The organism is Borrelia sp. MN22-0132 (genome assembly GCF_049201035.1).
Lineage (GTDB): Bacteria > Spirochaetota > Spirochaetia > Borreliales > Borreliaceae > Borrelia > Borrelia puertoricensis.
Genome location: NZ_CP138334.1, coordinates 391,335 through 410,616 on the forward strand (window position 1 = coordinate 391,335; position 19,282 = coordinate 410,616).

The window sequence follows — 19,282 nt, forward strand, 5'->3', positions numbered from 1 at the left end:
TAATCATTTGTTCCAGGCTCCTGAAAGGCAAACTGATTACAAAAAAATCCCAATATTAAATAAACCCACGCTTATATATCCTATAAAGCACTTCCAAATCCTGATATTGCTCTGTATAAACACAGTAACTTGCTATATTAACTATAAGTAATATCTTAAGAATGTAATCCAAGGGAGAAATTTAAAAACCTGATGAAAACTTTAATCCAAAACCACATAAAATCATAAACACCACTAAAACATATCAAAAACAAATCTTTAGACATAACTTTTAAACAAAAAAACAACCAATGTATTTTTTTTATTTTGACAAAAAAGTACACATAAGAATTTGCTAAGCTCGAAATATGTATCAATATTATACTATTATGGCTTAATAGTCAAAATCGACTCTTTTAAAAATAATTAAAACGAACCAAATTCACAAAAAATTTCTTAAAGAAAAAATTTGCAAAACATTTTCTTTAAAGATAAAATGCTTTATAAAAGGAGGCTAAAGTGGAAGAAAAGGAACAATGTGAAGAACCTGAAAAAATCAAAGAACAAAAAAATGACATACTACCAAATGAAGACAGTCCTAGCATGGAAAGCAAAGTGGATGAATTAGAAAACGAAATTTCAAATCTAAAAGATTCGTATTTAAGGAAACAAGCAGAATTTGAAAACTTTAGAAAAAGACTTGAAAAAGATAAAGAAAATTTTATTAAATTCGCAAACGAAAACATAATGAAAGACATAATTAATTTTCTTGATAATTTAGAAAGAGCAATAGATTCATCAAAACAATCAAGAGATTTTGATACTCTATTATCAGGAATTAGTATGATTGAAAGTGAAGTGCTCTCAAGCTTTGACAAAAAATATAATCTAAAAAAGTTTGGCAAACCGGGAGAAACCTTTGATCCAAGTCAACATGAAGCAATAAGCATAGAAGAAAAAGAAGGGGTTAAAATCCCTGAAATAGTAGAAGTATACCAAAAAGGATACTGCTACAATAACCGAGTATTAAGAACTGCAAAAGTTAAAGTTGCACAAAGCAAAAATTAATATTAGAAATCAAAAATACAAAAGGAGGTTTTATATGGGAAAGATAATAGGAATTGACCTTGGAACAACAAATTCATGTGTGGCCATCATGGAACACGGAAAACCTGTTGTAATACAAAATTCAGAAGGAGGAAGAACTACTCCATCAATTGTAGCTTACACAAACAAGGGTGAACGACTTGTGGGACAAGTAGCAAAAAACCAAATGGTTACAAACCCTGAAAACACCATATACTCAATAAAAAGATTTATGGGAAGAAGATTTGAAGAAGTTGCAAGTGAAATCAAAATGGTTCCTTATAAAGTAGAAAAGGGACAAAATGGAGATGCTCGTGTAAACATTTCCAATATAAAAAAACAAATGTCACCACCAGAAATATCAGCTGCAACCCTTACCAAAATGAAAGAAACAGCTGAGGCCTATTTAGGAGAAACGGTTACCGAAGCTGTAATCACGGTTCCAGCATATTTCAATGACGCTCAAAGGCAAGCAACAAAAGATGCCGGGAAGATTGCAGGACTCGATGTTAAAAGAATCGTTAATGAACCAACAGCTGCAGCTCTTGCTTATGGAATTGAGAAAAAAAATGAAGAAATAGTTGCTGTTTATGATCTTGGTGGCGGAACGTTTGATATCTCAATACTAGAACTTGGGGATGGTGTTTTTGAAGTTAAATCAACAAATGGAGATACCCATCTTGGTGGTGATAACTTTGATGATGAAATCATCAAACATTTAATTACTGAATTCAAAAAAGACAGTGCTATTGACCTATCAAACGACAAAATGGCACTTCAAAGGCTCAAAGAAGCAGCCGAAAAGGCAAAAATAGAACTCTCAGGTGCTCAAGAAGCATCAATAAATCTTCCATTTATCACAGCCGATGCAAATGGACCTAAACACCTACAATACACTCTCACAAGAGCAAAATTCGAACAGATGGTAGATCACTTAGTTCAAAAAACAAAAGAACCATGCCTTAAGGCTATTAAAGACGCTGGGCTTAAGGCTTCTGACATCAACGAAGTAATACTTGTTGGAGGCTCCACGAGAATACCAGCCATTCAAAAAATAGTAAAAGAAATATTCGGTCAAGAACCAAATAAAGGTGTAAACCCTGATGAAGCTGTTGCAATAGGAGCTGCAATTCAAGGCGGAATATTGACAGGAGAAACTAAAGATATGGTACTCCTTGATGTTACACCTCTCTCATTAGGCATTGAAACCCTTGGTGGAGTTATGACAAAACTAATTGAGAGAAACACTACAATTCCTACCAAAAAGAGTCAAGTATTCTCAACAGCAGCAGATAATCAAACTTCTGTAGACATTAAAGTCTTGCAAGGTGAACGTGAAATGGCATCACAAAACAGAGTACTGGGTAATTTTATTCTTGACGGAATACCAGCAGCACCAAGAGGAGTTCCACAAATAGAAGTTAGCTTTGACATTGATGCTAATGGAATAGTTCATGTTTCTGCCAAAGATATGGGAACTGGAAAAGAACAAAAAATTCGAATTGAATCATCATCAGGACTATCTGAAGACGAAATTGAGAGAATGGTTAAAGATGCTGAGGCTCATGCTGAGGAAGATAAAAAACTGAAAGAGAGTATAGAAGTAAAAAACATAGCTAATTCCTTAATTTACCAAACAGAAAAATCTCTAAAAGAATATGGAGAAAAAATAACAAGTGAGGACAAGGAAACTATTGAAAACAAAAAAAAGGAACTTAAAGACGCACTAGAAGGCTCAGATATAGCTTTAATCAAATCAAAAACAGAAAAACTTCAACAAGCTTCTTATAAAATAGCTGAAATGATGTACAAAGATGCTCAATCCAGTTCATCAAATCAAGACGATGCTCAAAACAATGCAGGCAGTGAAAGCAAAGAAGCTGATTACGAAGTTGTTGACGAGGATAAGAAATAGTGAAAAGAGATTATTATGAAATTTTGGGGCTCTCAAAAGGAGCCTCAAAAGATGAAATCAAAAAAGCATATAGAAAAATAGCAATCAAATATCATCCTGACAAAAATAAAGGTAACAAAGAATCTGAATCTATTTTTAAAGAAGCAACAGAAGCTTATGAAGTCTTGGGAGATGACAATAAGCGTGCTCAATACGATCGATTTGGACACACAGCTTTTGAAGGTGGAGGGGGATTTAGTGGGTTTTCTAGTGGATTTAGTGGATTCTCAGACATTTTTGAAGATTTTGGAGATATCTTTGATTCATTCTTTACTGGAAGACGAGGACAAGATAAAAATAGACAAAATGAACAGGGTCAAGATATAACATATCAAATAGAAATATCACTTGAGGATGCCTATTTAGGTTATAAAAATAACATTAACATCGCAAGAAATATGTTATGTGAATCTTGCTTAGGAAAAAAATCTGAAAAAGGAACCAGTCCTTCAATATGCAACATGTGTAATGGTAGTGGCCGAGTAATGCAAGGAGGAGGATTTTTTAGAGTAACAACTACATGTCCTAAATGCCATGGAAATGGAAAAATAATATCAAATCCTTGCAAATCATGCAAAGGAACTGGTAGCCTTAAATATAAAGAAACAATCGAACTTAAAATTCCATCAGGAATTGATGATTCTCAACAAATAAAAATGAGAGGAAAAGGCAGCGTAAATCCCGATAATCAACAATACGGGAATCTCTACATAAGAGTATCAATAAAACCCCATAGAATTTTCAAAAGAAATGGAAAAGATTTATACGCAACTCTTCCAATAAGTTTTACTCAAGCAGCACTTGGAAAAGAGATAAAAATACAAACAATAGCAGAAAAAAAGATTGAAATAAAGATTCCAAAGGGAACAGACAATGATGAACAAATCATCATCAAAAATGAGGGCATGCCAATACTACATACAGAAAAATTCGGAAATCTCATTTTGATTATTAAGATCAAAACTCCTAAAAATCTAAGTTACAATGCCACTCGTCTACTGGAAGATTTAAGCAAGGAAATTAATGATATTGATAAAGTTACTCTAAATAAAATTTAATATGTATATTACACACGCCAATTCAATAATTGAAAGCATAAAAAATAATAAAGGACTTAAATTATACATTTCAAAAACAAGTCCAAAAATCATAAATATTGAAAAAATAGCCAGAGACTATAACATTCAAATAATAAAAGTGAATGATCTTGCTAAGATAATTGGCAATAACAATCATAGGGGTTTTGCATTAAAATTAAAAATTTCTAAATCCAACAATACAAAAAAACAAGATAAAAATTTAGAAAAATTCTTAAAAGAATTTCAACATAAAAATAATATATTTATCTTAATACTTGATGGAATAGAAGATCCTCAAAACTTTGGAGCAATTCTTAGAACATCAGAACAATTTAACATTGATCTTGTAATTACTAGCCAGAGACGCAGTGCAAAAGACAACGCAACAACCTTACGCACTAGCTCTGGAGCAAGTCAATATGTTAATAAATTGACAGTCCCAAATATAAATAATGTAATAAAAGATTTAAAAAAAAATGGATTTTGGATATATGCCAGCGATATCGAAGGTAAGGCAATAAACACCATGAAAATAAATGATACCAAAATTGCACTTATTATGGGAAATGAGGGCAAAGGAATACACAAATTAATAAAAGAAAATTCAGATTTTTTAGTAAAAATCCCAACTACAGGAAAAATAGATTCATTGAATGTATCGGTTTCAACAGGAATTTTAATATTTGAAATAAAAAGACAACTTAACTTACTTTAACATATTTTTTAGAATCAATGTATATCTAATTATCCCAAAAAATTTCTCAGCTCAACAGAAGCTAGGAACCCTTCAGCAGCAGCTGTAATAGCCTGTGCATAAAGCTTGTTACTAACATCACCACACGAAAAAACTCCCTCAACACTAGTTTTAACAATATCTTGAGTAGAGACATATCCATCCTCATCCAATTCCAAAAACCCTTTTAAAAACTCTGTATTTGGCTTATAACCAACAGCCACAAATATCCCATCTACATTCAATTTAAAAATAGAATTATTCTTATCAAGAATTTGTATCCTAGATACAACATTATCTCCATTAACTTCTATCGCCTCACAGTTATATAAAATCTCAACATTAGGTAATTTTTCAACATTCTGTCTTAACATAGAAATAGCCTTCAAATAATCCTTTCTCACAATAACATATACCTTTTCTGATAACTTGCTTAAATAAATAGCTTCAGAGATTGCTGTGTTACCCCCACCAATTACTGCAACTGTTTTTCCCTTAAAAAGATGCCCATCACAAATTGCACACACAGAAATACCTCTATTCCAAAACAAATCTGAATTCTTAAGAGTATTAAGTTTTTTAGGTACCGATCCCGATGCAATAATAACAGCTTTGCTTTTATAAACATAATTATCAGTAAAGAGATAAAAAATATTATCTCTTTTTTCTATAGATGTTACAGTCTCAAGATAAGTGATAGCACCCAAATTAATCACCTGCTCTTTCATATTCAACATCAATTCTCTTCCATTTACACCGTTTTTAAATCCTGGATAATTATACACTTCCATAGTCGTTGTAAGTTGCCCTCCAGGCTCAGGTCCTTCTAAAATAACCGTCTTATATCCACTCATAACAGCATAGATTCCAGCCGTAATCCCCGCAGGTCCTGAACCAACAATGATTACATCCTCAACAAAATTCATCTCTGATCTTAAAACCTTTTTATTACTCCTCTTTATATCCAGTACTTCAAACTTTAACATAAATATCCTTCAACTCCCATTTCACTTATTAAAACCACTACATAAAATGTTTAAATATAATTTCATCCAAATATTACATCAATAAAAAATATTTGCATTAATATAAAAGTTTATTAAGATTAATCTCTAGAACGCAACATGGAACAACAATTCCAAAATTTTTCAATATGTAAGGCGATACTTCACCAAAGCCACCTAAAACGATGTCATTGATTAAAATGTCAGCTCCTCTGCCACCTATATAAAGAGATTTACTTGATTCCCTTAACTTAAATTCAATATTTAAGTAATAAAAAAGAGATGAAACTAAAGAATTAATCTCATTAAATGAAAACTCCTTATCAGCCATCAGAAAAGCCAAATTATCATAAGTAACAGTACCATCAACACTATTTAAATCTTTTAAAGCTACCTTTCCAATCTCAAAAATTTTATGCGGATAAGGAAAATTGGAACTAATACTCTCAGATTTAAGCAAATCGGATACTATTGAGCCCCTAATATACTCATACCCCTCTGTCATTGGATTAGAAACACTTAAAAAGTCATCACCTTCAATATTCATCTTTTCAATAAAATCTGTCCTAGATCCCAGATAATTATAAATCATTTCCTGAAAACCCATTCCAATCATTAAATTTTTAATCTTTCTTGAAAACTCTTCTATCTGACTCAGTCTTCCTAGAGTAAAATCTTTGGGAAGCTCTGGCTTAACACTATCTAATCCCATACCTATCATTATTTCTTCAATAACATCCACTTCATGAAGAAAATCATTCCTATAAACAGGAGGAATAACATAAAATTTATCTAATTCCTTAAAGTAAGCTGATATCCCCAATTTTTTTAAGTCAAGACACATATTATTTGCCGTAAAATTGCTACCAAGCATCCTATTAACATTATCAACATTAACCTCTAGCGTATTTTGAAAATAATAAGGACAAATTATTTCCTTCCCAAATAAAGTTTCGTTAGGAAAGATGGTCTTTATTGGTAAAATTTCAAAACCCATATCATGCAAATCACAAGCAATCACTGACAAAGATAATAAAGTAGCTTCGAGATTAGTTCCCGTAACTTCAATAAACAAATCGGTATCACCTACCTTTAAAGCTCCAATATCATGAGAATTGACTACCGGAGGATAAGAGAGTACCTTATCCTTATAATCTAACAATAAAGGATATTTATTAAAACTCGAAAGAATAGATGCATATTCTATTCCTTTAGAATGTACCCTATTGATCTCCTCAATAGACATTTCAGTGTCCATACCTAGAGGAACAAATCTATAATCAGAATTACATGCAATATAACTTAATGGAAACTCTATTAAATCTGATGAGTACATTCCCATCGCAACTCTTTTACGCTTTTGTCCATAATTATGACAAAGCTTTTCCTGCAAATGAATTAAAGTTTCAAGCATTCGTTCATTGCAAATAACACCTTTGGCCAAAAATCCAAAAATAAAAGGCCTAATACTAAATACTTCGGAACTGACCAAAATTTCACCATAAAATTCTTGCAAATTATCTGCCATTGAAAAAAACTTAAACAAAGGTAAATGACCAAAAAGATATGTCTTAATTTGACGCGCAAGCCCTGTACAAGACCACAAATCGGGTCTATTTGTATCATTACATTCAATTTTTATCTTATCATTAACCGTATCAAATTCACAAATTTCAGCCTTAGCCATTTCAAGAACAGATATAAGTTCAGATTTAGTTAAATTTTTTCCTATCTTTTCGAATAAAATACTCTTATAAACTTCAACCTTAGGCATTGATTTTTCCTCGTCTCAATACAACATCACCAATATCATGGGTAAAAAGCTCCCTTAAATCACTTAAACCTAAATGCATTAAAGCCATTCTATCAATGCCAATACCCCAAGCAATAACAGGAACATCAATTCCAAAAGGTTTTGTAACCTCCGGTCTAAAAATACCACTCCCGCCTAACTCAAACCAACCAAGCACAGGATGTTTTACATGAACTTCAATTGACGGCTCTGTAAATGGAAAATAAGCAGGAACATATTTAACCTCAGTAGCCCCAGCCAATTCTTTAGCAAAAATTTCAAGAAGACCTAATAAGGTTTGAATATTAACATCTCCAATAACAATCCCCTCCGTTTGATAAAAATCGGCTCCATGAGTAGCATCAACTTGATCGTATCTAAAACACCTAACAATCCCAAAATATTTACCAGGATTTTTTGCATCAATTAATTGCTTTGCTGAAAGCACCGTACCTTGAGTCCTAAGCACTAATCTTTTTGAAATATTCTCGCTAAAATCATACCTCCAACCTCTTGAACCTGTAGTATAACCATTTTCATGAACAGCTTTAACATTAGAAAAATAAGGCTCGGGCAAAGATTTAAGTGAACTTGGTTCCTTGATATAATAAACATCCCTTATATCACGTGCAGGATGAAACTGAGGCATAAAAAGAGCATCATTATTAAAAAATTCACTCTCGACTAAAGGACCATCAAATTCTTCAAACCCAAGACTTACAAGCTTATCCTTAACTTTAGCAATATACTCTGAATAAGGATTTGCACGCCCAATAAAGGTTTTATTAGATGAAACATGAATATTATAAGCCCTAAAGTTTTTATTCTCATAAGTCTTATTTTTTAACATTTCAGGAGTCAACTTTACAATTTCATCACCTGTCAGATTTCTTCTTCCAAGCTCAGATTTTACTTCTAACCCAAATTTGGAAAATTCAAATTTTAGATTCAAGCTCTCTATCACCTTAAATAACACATCACTAGCGCCTTTTTTCTTAGAATAATTAGAAATGGCTAACAATTCATCTTGAGATAAATCATCTTCTAAAAGATCGCTGTTTTGAGCTTTGAAAAGTAACTCTTTAACTATCTTATAACTAGAACGCTTTAAATCTTTAACAAGAATTTCTTTACCCAAGCCCAAAGATAGAACTCCCTCTTTAGACAAATTGCCAAATGCCTTACCAGCATCTCTGGTATCAATTTCTAACTCTGATGACAAATTAGCAACTAGAACTGTTTTTCTAGATACAAGACTGATTATTCTCTCTTCAACTAAACCATTAGCCAAAGCATCAACACCTTTTTCAGTTAGGCGATAAAACACGTTAAGTTTTCTAAAAGTTTCCTTAAGAATACCTTTAGCAACAAGCCATTCAATTGTCTTATTTGATTGTCCTTCATTATAAAGTAAATCCGCAGCAAGCCTTAAGGCAAAAATTTCATCTCCCTCTTTGTAATTTAAAATCACTTTTATCTCAAGAGGATGTAATGTCCTTACCACCTCAAATTTATCTTTCACAAAATTATCCCTTTAATCATCACTTTTACTAATAATTCCAAGTTCCAAGATAAGCTCAACCTCTCCAATAGATAACTTAGTAGCCCTAGAAATTTCTAAGGCACTCCAACCTTGTCTCATAAGCTTAATGACAGAATCTCTAACTGTTTCATTATTAAGACCAATATTATCTTTGTACTTAGATTCTGTCTTTACAAGAATTCCAAGGGTTTTGATTCTCTCTTCCGCAGCAATATTTAAATTCTCTAACCGAGTCTCAGATTTTGCAACCTTTTCTCTTATATTTCTAGTATATTCTAACTTACTCTCAATCTCACCTAGCATTTCTTTGAGCGTCTGAACATTATTTAGAACTTCCTGTGATAAATCTTTATTTACCAATAATTCCGACATAATGCCTTGCAACTCACCAAGACTCTGCTGAAACCCAGAACTCTCTTTAAATAATACATGCATCCTACTCTCTATTTCATTTATCAAATCAAAATTTTTATCAACAGATTCTAATGTAGACTTCAATATGCTATCTTTATTAATAATCCTATCATAATTATCAAGAATATTACTTTGTGCTTCTTTTATTTCCTTAAGTTTAGTTTTGTAAATCTGAATTTCATCATAAGATTCTGTAAATTTTTTATACCTATCCTTAAAAGAAGTATAAAATTCAAGGAATTGAGTAAGATCTTTTTTAATTCCCTCAATATCCATTTGATGAACCTTTAAATCATTAAATACCTCAATAATATTTGATGATTTAGACTTAATGTCTTCAATTTCTCTAGTAATACCTTCAAAGCCACTCTTATATCCTTGAATAAGATTCATTTCACTTTCTAAAGTTTCCCGTAACTCTTCTAAGTTATTCTTGAAATAACAAACCTCTTTCATCAGCTCATTATTTTTCTCTAACTCAACTTCAAGTTTCTTAAAATTTTCAAGCTTAGAACTCATGACAGCATAACGATTATCAAGTTCTTCCCTCAAGTCAGACTTGTATACAATTAAATTATCCTTAACCTCATCTATAAAATGATTAAGCTCACCATCATAGTTTAATACTTTCAACTTAAGTTGTGACACATGCTCATCAATACCTTTAATCATTAGATCATATTTATCCTTAAATTCAGATTCTATGCTATTAACTTGAATCTTCAAGCTATCTCTTAAAGCCTGTATCTCTTCTTCTGAACAATTCAAACTATTCTTAATTTCATTCTCAAACACAGTATATTCCTCTCTTATAGAACTGGAAAAAGAATCATAATTTTCTCTAATTGATTTCTCAATATCAATTCTATATGCATTTACTTTATCAGTAAGCTTTAAAACATCACTTTGCATCAATTGCACTTGAGATTCAAAACTGCCTGTGTCATTTAAAAATTTACTTACAATATTTTGTTTCTCATCATCAAGCCTAGAAACCATTGAATTGAATTCATATTCTAACTTTTCATTAGCCTCAATAATTTTATCTTCAATATCTTTTTGCTGACTTAAAAATTTAATTTCAACTTGTGTTGCAAGCTCTTCAACATGTAAGTCTATCTTATCATTTATAGATTTAATCTTAAAATCCATGAAATCTTCAATATTTAAAACTTTACCCTGAACCTCATCTGAAATATTCTTCAAGTTAAGATAAGATCTATTTTCAAATTCCTTAATATCTGCTTGTAAACGATCAAAAATCTCTTTTGCTCTCTGATTAACATCATCTTTAACAACTTCCAATCCACTCTCAATAGCAGAAACATCACTTTTAATTTCATCTAAACTCCTTTTTGTAATGCCCGCTCTTTCTTCAAGCTCTTTGTAAGCATTTTCTTGCCAATTTACCATATCATCTTTAACTCTTAAAAACCAAGAATCAACATTATCTTGACGATTGTCTACAAGTTTAATAAACTCATCTATTCGATTAGTAATATTAGTTTCCATTACAACTATCTTACTCTCTGCTTCTCTTTTTTTAACATCAAACTCTTTATTAAATTCTGAGTAAAAACTTTCTTTATTCAACATAAGTTCCTGTTCAATTTCAACTCTAAAATTCTTCATAAGGATTTCTTTTTCTTCCAAGTTCTTAATTATATGTCTCTCTAAATTTTCAATTCTTTGATCTGAGGATGCCACAAAATTTTCTAAAGAATTTTTTAAATTATCACTTCTTCCTTTCAAATCTTTAAAAAAATCCTCTTCAAGAAGTTTGAGATGGGATGACACATTGTGATAAGAATCCTCTTTAAGTTTTAATATATCCCCTTCGATATTACTCAAACTCAACTTAAGTTCACCAAGATTTTTTAATTGTTCTTCAATCTCTTTATCCATCTTTTTACTTGAACGAGCAAGTTCTATACCCAAATCAGAAATACATGCATTTAATCTATTTTCCATGTCAAAGTGCATATTGGAATATTTGGTATCAAGCTCAGCATATTTATTTGCAATCAGCTCTTCAACTGAATCAGTCTTATCATTTATCTTCTTCTCTACAAGCAGATGCTTCTCATCATACTTACCTTCAAGCTCAGCATATTTACTTGCAATCAACTCTTCAACTGAATCAGTCTTGTCATTTATCTTCTTCTCTACAAGCAGATGCTTCTCATCATACTTACCTTCAAGCTCAGCATATTTACTTGCAATCAGCTCTTCAACTGAATCAGTCTTGTCATTTATCTTCTTCTCTACAAGCAGATGCTTCTCATCATACTTACCTTCAAGCTCAGCATACTTATTTGCAATCAACTCTTCAACTGAATTAGCCTTATCATTTATCTTCTTCTCTACAAGCAAATGCCTCTCATCATATTTACTTTCAAGCTCAGCATATCTCATATCAAGAGTCTTGTCTAATTCATTATGACATTCGCTAATTTTATCCTTTAAATTCTTCTCTATAATCTCAAAATTATTTTCAATTGACTTAAGAGCAGATATCTTTTCATTAATTCCATGCTCATATTTTTCAATCTCTTCATCAATTGCAGCAGTGGCTTTCATCATATACATATCAAAATGATCTTTTATTTCTTTCTCAAGACCAGACTTAATGATATCAAATTGATGATGCATGTTATTACTATCTTCTTGTATTCTCTTTCTTAAATCTTCTTCAAGCTCTAGAATTTCTTTTGACCTTCCATCGATTATCTCAAAATTACGATCTATCTCAGAAATTTTTACTCTCAAATGTTCATCATTATCTGTAAGTATCTTATATATTTCATCTCTAATCTTTGAAATAGCCCCTTCACTCTCAATAAAAAATGTTGAATATCTCTCCTCAAAATTATTTTCAATAATCTTGAATCTTTCTTTATAAAGATCATTTAAAAACTCAGATTTATCCTCAATATTATTCTTAAGTTCATTAATTACTCCTATAAACTGTTCTCTTAACTGAATAATATCACTATCTATGGCTTTCTTGTAATCAATTGCCTCTTCCCGTCTAACTCTATACTGTCGCTCAATTTCTCTGAGCAATTCACCAAGTCTTAGCTCTTCTTTTTCTATTATATCCTTAATTTTAATTTCAAAATTTTCAACCTGATACTTTGATACATCAAAAGATGACTTAAAATTTTCTAAATTGTCATCCATATTCTTGCTAAGAATATCTATTTTGTCTGTTAGCCTTCTATTTACATTTTCAATCTCATATCCTATCTCATTCTCTAATTTATTTGCAAGGGTTTCTGAATATTCTCTAGAATCAGATATTACCTTACTATATTTTTCATTAATTTCTCTATTCACATCATTAAATCTTGAATTAAGAGAATCAATGGTAATATCAATACTTGCCTGAAATGAAGCAATATCTGTCCTTTTATCCTTAAGCAAACTATCAACTTCCTTAACAAACTCTTCTGACCTTTCTAAGACTGTAGAAAATTTCTTAGATAAACTTTCTTCAAGATCCTTAGTATCCGTATCAAAATGACTCATAATATTTTTCAGAAGTTCATCTGCATATACATTTCCTTGATTTCTAAACTCATCTATTTTCTCAAGATAATAACTCTCAAGTCCTTCAAAAGTACTCTTAAGATCCTCAATTTTTAAAGTAATCTCAGAATCAATTGAGTTTATATCAATCTTTCCTGAAGATAATACATTCTCAATATTAACTGATATTTCATTTAACTTACCTTGCCAATCATTAAGCTTATTATCTATCTCACTATTAAGCATATCTCTTTTACTTAAGATGTCTTCCGATATTCTATTTAAAAAATTATCTATCTGCTTCTGATTATCTATCTTAATTTCAGAAACTTTTTGCATCCTAATTTCAATAAATCCATCAAGATCCGATCTAAGACTATTTAAAACATCTTCACATTCAACTTTGAAATCTTTAAGTCTATAATCAAGTTTTTCTATATTGCTTTTAATTAATTCTTCCTTATTAGAGAAGTCCTCATTAAATCCATTAAGCATCATAATAATTTTGTCATGAATTATTTCAGCTTGATTATCAATAAAATCCTTAATCCCTGATAAAGTCTCTTCACTGTTACTATATGACATATCTCTTAATTCTTTATACTTATCTAATACTGAACTTTCAAAGTCCTCCGTCTTTGATGTAACATACTCAAGTCTATCATTAACATCTTTTTCAAAAGACTCGATTTTTGAAGAAGCTGATAAAAGCAATTCTTCACTTGAAATCTTAATATCAAGTAAAGATTTATTTAAAACAATAAGCTCATCTTTCCAATTAGTATGCATATCTATTGCTTTTTTTTGAATATGTTCTGAGAGTTCATTGAAAATATTTTCACTAAGTTCATTTCCCTTAATCCTTTGGGTTTCAATCAAATTTAAAAATTCTTCATTAGTTTTATTTAAATGAGACTTAATATTCTCTAAATTCAAGCCCACTTCACCTTGCCAATGTTCATATTGCAATTTGTCAGCTTCCATCTGCTTAATAAATTTACCTATATCCTCTCCATAATGACTTTTTAAATTAAACACTTCATCATTAATATCAGCACTCATCTCACTCAACTTGGATTCGAAATTTTTTCTTAAAGTCTCAAAGTCTTGCACTAACAAATCATTTAAAGAATTTATACTTTCTTTTAGCTTTGTACTAGTAATCTCAAAATTTTGATAATCATAATCTGATTTTTCAGCAATTTTACTAAATTTTTCATCACATTTAATGGTAAGATCATTAACATCACGCTCAAATTTATCTGCAATATTTTTATACTTATCCTTAAGTTGGGTTTCTAATTCATCACTTTTTAAATTCAGAGTTTCTAAGAGAGTTTCATACTTTAAGTTAATGCTACCATCTAAACACGAATAATCATTAACAAATTTCTCATTCATTTCTTTAAGCTCTAAATACAAGCTACTATCCAACTGGGAAATTTTATCTTGAATATCTGTACTGATATTTGAAAGTTTCAATTCCAATTCACTTCCAACATCATTCATTCTTGAAAATACATTGTCACTAAAACTATCAATATCCCCTTTAACTCTTTCCTTAAATTCAACATATATCCTATTAGAATCCTCTTCAAGATCATCAAGCAAAGTCCTAATTCCACACTGAACACTCTCTATCCTAGAATTAGCATCCTTTAAACTACTCTCTATCCTATCTCTTATGTCTTTATCAAATTGATTTATCCTAGTATCATATTCTTTATAAATATCACCAACACCAGATTCAATTTGAACCCTAAATTGTTCCAAAATATCTGCTAATTGCTCTTCATACTGTCTCATCTCTTGTCTTATAGTCTCTTCAAGAGAATTCAGCCTAGAATAGGTATTATCTTTAAAAATAGAACTCAGAGAAGAAATTTCATTGTCTATTAATACCAATTTGCCTTCGAGTTTATCTCTCATCTGATGAGAACGCTCATCAACGTACATAAAGACTTCATCAAATTTTATCTGTAGCTCCTCATTTAATCTAGTTAAAATAAAATCTTCCTTATCATTAATTTTAGTCTTAGCTTGCTCTACAATAAGATCAAGAGAATTTTCTATTGATTTATATTTAGTTTCATATATACCAAAAGAATCTTCCATTGACTTATTATAAGTATCTATGCTAGATTCAATTTTAAACACAAACTCCTTAAATTCATTCTCAAGCTTTTCATTACCCTTATCTAAAATTTCTCTTTTTTTCTCTTCAATCATTACCAATGACTCTTGATAAGATATAAGCTCTCTATCCAGATTATCCATTCTCACACTAAAATCTTTAATAGTGTTATCAAACTTATCCCAACTCTCAATCCTGATAGTCTCAAGATTTTCCTTATTTGTCTTATCGAATTTTTCAAAAACCGTACTCAATCTAGAATCAATAGAATCAATTTGAGTATTAAAATTTTTTAAAGTTTTTGAAAGTTTATCTACTACTTTTCCATCCACTTGAAGTCGTTGTATATTATCTTGCACTTTAAGGGCCATTTCATCTAGCTCTTTAAGCATAGAATCATGATAAGAAATCTTTTTTTCAACTTCTGCAAAATCTTTACTTTTATCTTTAATCTTTCGCTGAACTTCATCTATTTTTTTTATGATCTCTATACTAGAACGTTGATACGCTTCCATATCAACAGCAAGATTATTGATATCTTTTGTCTTCTCATCAATAAAATCTTCAAGGTTATCCTTAGCAATATCAATAAATTTTTTAATCTTATCTAAAGCTCTTGAACGTCTATCATACTGCCTATAAATAAATAAAATCACAAAAACCAATAAAAGATTAACCAAAACGGTTACAAAATCTATCATAAATATTTTACCCACACTCTATATATTTAAAAGTATATATCTTTGTAAGTCTTTATAATTACTAAAAATAAAATCACATTTCATATCTTTAAACAACTTTTTTTTAGAAAGATAAGCCGTTCTCATACACACACCACTAGCACCTAAGATATCATACTCATAAGAATTACCAACATATAAAACATGATTACTATCTATACCTAATTCATCCATAATCCTTAAAAAAGCTATTTTGTTTGGCTTTAAGTAACCGGTCTCTTCTGATGAATAAAGAACATCCCAAAAACTATCTTCAATGCCTAATAAATTACTCACACGAGTTGCAATAGGAAAATCTGACATCACTCCTAATTTTATCCCTCTCAATTTAAGAGAATAAATCAAATCATGAACACCAAAATACGGTCTGAGATTTCTAAATTTATTCCTAAAAGATTTACCATAATATATTTTATTTAATAAAAATTCACACCTATTCTCATCAAAACCCAAATGATTAGCAAGCATCTTAATCTGAATAGACATCAACTCATCTCTACTAGAAGGAATACTTCTTCCTTTTTGTAAACCTCTGATCTCTTCTCTTACCTTTTTAAAAGCCAAAAAAAATTTAATATTTTTTAAAAATTCAGGAAACATCATTAAATTAATATTAATTCCAGGATAAAGAGTTCCATCAAGATCAAACACTACAGCTTTTATCATAATATTTAATGATTTATCCTTTTGGGTATTGGTACTATGGATATATTCTTTGGAACTTTGGCCCTAACTAAATGAATATATGAATTTGGATATCTACCTCTAAGTGATTTAATTGAAGTTTCATCATTAATTTCCATTAAAGATACTCTAAAAATAGATTCTCTATCAATAAATGGAAATAACACAACAACATGTTTATGAAAAACCTTTCCTGGAAATCCATTAATTGTTGTATTCAAAGAGCCAAAATACATGTGACCAGGCTCCTTGACAGCTAAATAATACAAAATAAACTCTAAATTATCAATCTCATATCCACGGTTTTCAATATACTTAAGAAAACCAACATTATTTACATCTAACTCCTTAACCCTAGATAAGTCTAGATTAGCATCAACATTTTTAAGTTTATAGGCAATATTACGAGTCCAATCAAGTCCAAAAAATGGCTCCCTACTAAATTCATAATACTTCGTAAAACTATTACCTCTAATTCCAATATGCTTAACTTTAAGATCCTTTATTTTTAAAAGCTTTCCTGTCATTGCCTTATAAATTGAATCTGCTACCCATTTACCAAATCCAGAACAATTAAATCCTATAGGTTCTCTTTGAGGTTCACCCGTTCTAATATACACCATTTCACCTAGTTCATTCATTGCTCCATCATGTACTTCAAATATTAAAGGAGAAACTTTTAAAAAGGCTTTCAGACTATCAACAATATTAGAAATATTATCATAAGCTTCAAGAGAGCTAGGTCTAAAAAGTTCAAAATCAATAAAATTACTAATATATTTAGCTATTTCTAAAAAAGAACCAGTAGCAATATCACTAATTTTAAAAGGCAATTTAATATCTTTATAAATAAAAGTATTAATTAAATAAAAATCAGCACTTGAATGAACATCACCTGCCTTTATTCTAATAAAAGTATCTGCTCTATTTAGAAAAAATATCTTTATCTGTTCAATACCATATCTTCCAACTTTAATTACATAAGAGCCTGGAAAAATATAAGAAACACCATTTTTTCGATTAAAAAAAGAATAGTAAGCATAATCTCCCAATATTGAATTTGATACTTCAACATAATAATCATCTGAAATATAATATTTTTGAGTTTTTATCTTAAAAGCAGTATTCCTAGAATTAAAATATTTCGCATAATTTGCTCTAACACTAAAATCATAAAAAAAATTCTCAAATGCAAAGAGATTCAGATTAACAACTATCAAAAATAAAAATATATATCTCACTTTAAGTCTCTTGTTTTTTCTCTCAGTTCTATTAAAATTGGAATATTATAATAACCAATTTTACGAATATTATTTACTAAATAATTATAATAAGAATTTGGAAAATTAGTTATTTTATTCGCAAATAAAATAAACTTCACAGGATTAACACTAATCTGAGTTATATATTTCACTTTATGTGAAGCATTCAAATGATAATCCTTAATCCATAAATTTAACATCTTATTCAAATCAGCAGTACTTATTTTAAGTTCAAGTTGTTTTCTTAATTTAATTACTTCTTTAAAAAGATTATCTATCCCCTCTTTTTTATGAACAGATATTCTTAATATGGGAGAAAAATTTAAAATCGGGAAAAAAAATTTAACACGATTCTTTAAAGCCTCAAAATAACCACTTTTTGACTTTACAAGATCCCACTTGGTAAACACAATAATAATCCCTTTACCCCGTTTAGTTGCACAATGAGCAATTTTCTTATCTTGAGCCGTCAAGTCTTCTTTAACATCAACTAATAAAAAGACAATATCTACCATATCAATTACCCTTAAAGCTTTACTTACAGAATAATGTTCAATAAGTTCATTTACCCTTGCTCGCCGCCTTATTCCAGCCGTATCAATAAGCTCAAATGTTTTACCATTCCTTTGAAATCTTGCTTTAACAAAATCCCTTGTAGTCCCAGCAACCTGAGACACAATTGAAACTTCACGTCCTGCTAAAAAATTAATAAGAGTAGATTTGCCTGCATTTGGTTTCCCTATAATGCCAATCTTAACATCAACATTATCATCACTTGCCAATTTACCTACTGAATTTTTCAAAAAAATTCTTAAGCTATTTACTCCTTTTCCATGAGTCGCACTAACTAAAAAGCTCTTTTGAAAGCCTAACTTTTGAAATTCATAAGTTAAGACTTCCTTATGATGACTATCTATTTTATTTAATACCAATACTATCTTATCACTATATTTTCTTAACCTATCAATAAGCTCATAATCTTCTGATAAGATTTCATTTACATCTAAAACAAACAAGATCAAATCAATGCTATCAAACAAGCTTATAACTTTATTAACCACAACTCTACTAAGTTCATCCCTTAAAAGGGTAAATCCACCAGCATCAATCAAATAAAATTTATAAGAATCTACTGTACAAATCTCTTTTATCAAATCCCTAGTAACTCCATAAATTTCATCTGTAATACTTCTATTTGAGCTTAAAAGTTTATTAAATAAAGTAGACTTTCCAACATTTGGTCTGCCAACAATAAGAACACTTTTATAATCTTGAACTTTAGAACTAATCAAAGCTAAACTGCCTCTTTCCTTATGTAGGTTTTTCTATTATAATATCAAATATTAC

General features: G+C 30.1%; 12 protein-coding genes. 4 read left to right on the forward strand and 8 right to left on the reverse strand.

The features are described from left to right. Window positions 1-55 precede the first annotated feature (55 nt). The gene (locus R5397_RS01775) at window positions 56-172 is read right to left on the reverse strand and encodes a hypothetical protein (RefSeq protein ID WP_421622686.1); all 117 of its coding nucleotides are present in this window, start codon (window positions 170-172) and stop codon (window positions 56-58) included. A gap of 326 nt (window positions 173-498) precedes the next feature. Between R5397_RS01775 and R5397_RS01780 the strand changes: the two genes are divergently transcribed. The 4 genes from R5397_RS01780 to rlmB are packed head-to-tail and all read left to right on the forward strand — an operon-like array spanning window position 499 to window position 4,813. After that, window positions 499-1,047, forward strand: coding sequence for a nucleotide exchange factor GrpE (locus R5397_RS01780; RefSeq protein WP_421622687.1), 549 nt, complete (start codon window positions 499-501; stop codon window positions 1,045-1,047). Between the two features lie 34 nt (window positions 1,048-1,081). Beyond that, window positions 1,082-2,980 carry a molecular chaperone DnaK gene (gene dnaK / locus R5397_RS01785; RefSeq protein WP_421622688.1) on the forward strand — a complete coding sequence of 633 codons (1,899 nt, stop codon included), beginning with the start codon at window positions 1,082-1,084 and terminating at the stop codon, window positions 2,978-2,980. Then, complete coding sequence (dnaJ, locus tag R5397_RS01790; RefSeq protein ID WP_421622689.1) at window positions 2,980-4,077, forward strand: molecular chaperone DnaJ; 1,098 nt, start codon at window positions 2,980-2,982, stop codon at window positions 4,075-4,077. Before dnaK ends, dnaJ begins: the two co-directional genes overlap by 1 nt. Before the next feature lies 1 nt (window position 4,078). Continuing rightward, window positions 4,079-4,813: a 23S rRNA (guanosine(2251)-2'-O)-methyltransferase RlmB gene (gene rlmB, locus R5397_RS01795; protein WP_421622690.1), complete on the forward strand. Its 735-nt coding sequence runs from the start codon at window positions 4,079-4,081 to the stop codon at window positions 4,811-4,813. Between the two features lie 29 nt (window positions 4,814-4,842). Here rlmB and trxB read toward each other — a convergent pair whose 3' ends face one another. The 7 genes from trxB to der all read right to left on the reverse strand — a co-directional run bounded on the left by trxB (window position 4,843) and on the right by der (window position 19,227). After that, a complete protein-coding gene (gene trxB, locus R5397_RS01800) occupies window positions 4,843-5,817 on the reverse strand; it encodes a thioredoxin-disulfide reductase (RefSeq protein WP_421622691.1) in 975 nt (324 codons plus the stop codon). A 97-nt stretch (window positions 5,818-5,914) separates the two neighbouring features. Further along, the gene (gene pheT, locus R5397_RS01805; RefSeq protein WP_421622692.1) at window positions 5,915-7,609 is read right to left on the reverse strand and encodes a phenylalanine--tRNA ligase subunit beta; all 1,695 of its coding nucleotides are present in this window, start codon (window positions 7,607-7,609) and stop codon (window positions 5,915-5,917) included. Beyond that, a complete protein-coding gene (locus R5397_RS01810; RefSeq protein ID WP_421622693.1) occupies window positions 7,602-9,149 on the reverse strand; it encodes a phenylalanine--tRNA ligase subunit alpha in 1,548 nt (515 codons plus the stop codon). The genes pheT and R5397_RS01810 overlap by 8 nt, the downstream gene beginning before the upstream one ends. 12 nt (window positions 9,150-9,161) lie before the next feature. Then, window positions 9,162-15,950 carry a SpiroCoCo family coiled-coil protein gene (locus R5397_RS01815; protein ID WP_421622694.1) on the reverse strand — a complete coding sequence of 2,263 codons (6,789 nt, stop codon included), beginning with the start codon at window positions 15,948-15,950 and terminating at the stop codon, window positions 9,162-9,164. Between the two features lie 18 nt (window positions 15,951-15,968). Then, the gene (locus R5397_RS01820) at window positions 15,969-16,655 is read right to left on the reverse strand and encodes an HAD family hydrolase (RefSeq protein WP_247065658.1); all 687 of its coding nucleotides are present in this window, start codon (window positions 16,653-16,655) and stop codon (window positions 15,969-15,971) included. A gap of 5 nt (window positions 16,656-16,660) precedes the next feature. Beyond that, complete coding sequence (locus R5397_RS01825; protein WP_421622695.1) at window positions 16,661-17,914, reverse strand: hypothetical protein; 1,254 nt, start codon at window positions 17,912-17,914, stop codon at window positions 16,661-16,663. Continuing rightward, window positions 17,911-19,227: a ribosome biogenesis GTPase Der gene (gene der, locus R5397_RS01830; protein WP_421622696.1), complete on the reverse strand. Its 1,317-nt coding sequence runs from the start codon at window positions 19,225-19,227 to the stop codon at window positions 17,911-17,913. Before der ends, R5397_RS01825 begins: the two co-directional genes overlap by 4 nt. Between the last annotated feature and the right edge of the window lie 55 nt (window positions 19,228-19,282).

Bases quoted from the DNA above. Each gene is read 5' to 3' on its own strand.
- dnaK (WP_421622688.1), top strand. From the start codon at position 1,082: ATGGGAAAGATAATAGGAATTGACCTTGGAACAACAAATTCATGTGTG.
- rlmB (WP_421622690.1), top strand. From the start codon at position 4,079: ATGTATATTACACACGCCAATTCAATAATTGAAAGCATAAAAAATAAT.
- trxB (WP_421622691.1), bottom strand. From the start codon at position 5,817: ATGTTAAAGTTTGAAGTACTGGATATAAAGAGGAGTAATAAAAAGGTT.
- pheT (WP_421622692.1), bottom strand. From the start codon at position 7,609: ATGCCTAAGGTTGAAGTTTATAAGAGTATTTTATTCGAAAAGATAGGA.
- R5397_RS01815 (WP_421622694.1), bottom strand. From the start codon at position 15,950: ATGATAGATTTTGTAACCGTTTTGGTTAATCTTTTATTGGTTTTTGTG.
- R5397_RS01820 (WP_247065658.1), bottom strand. From the start codon at position 16,655: ATGATAAAAGCTGTAGTGTTTGATCTTGATGGAACTCTTTATCCTGGA.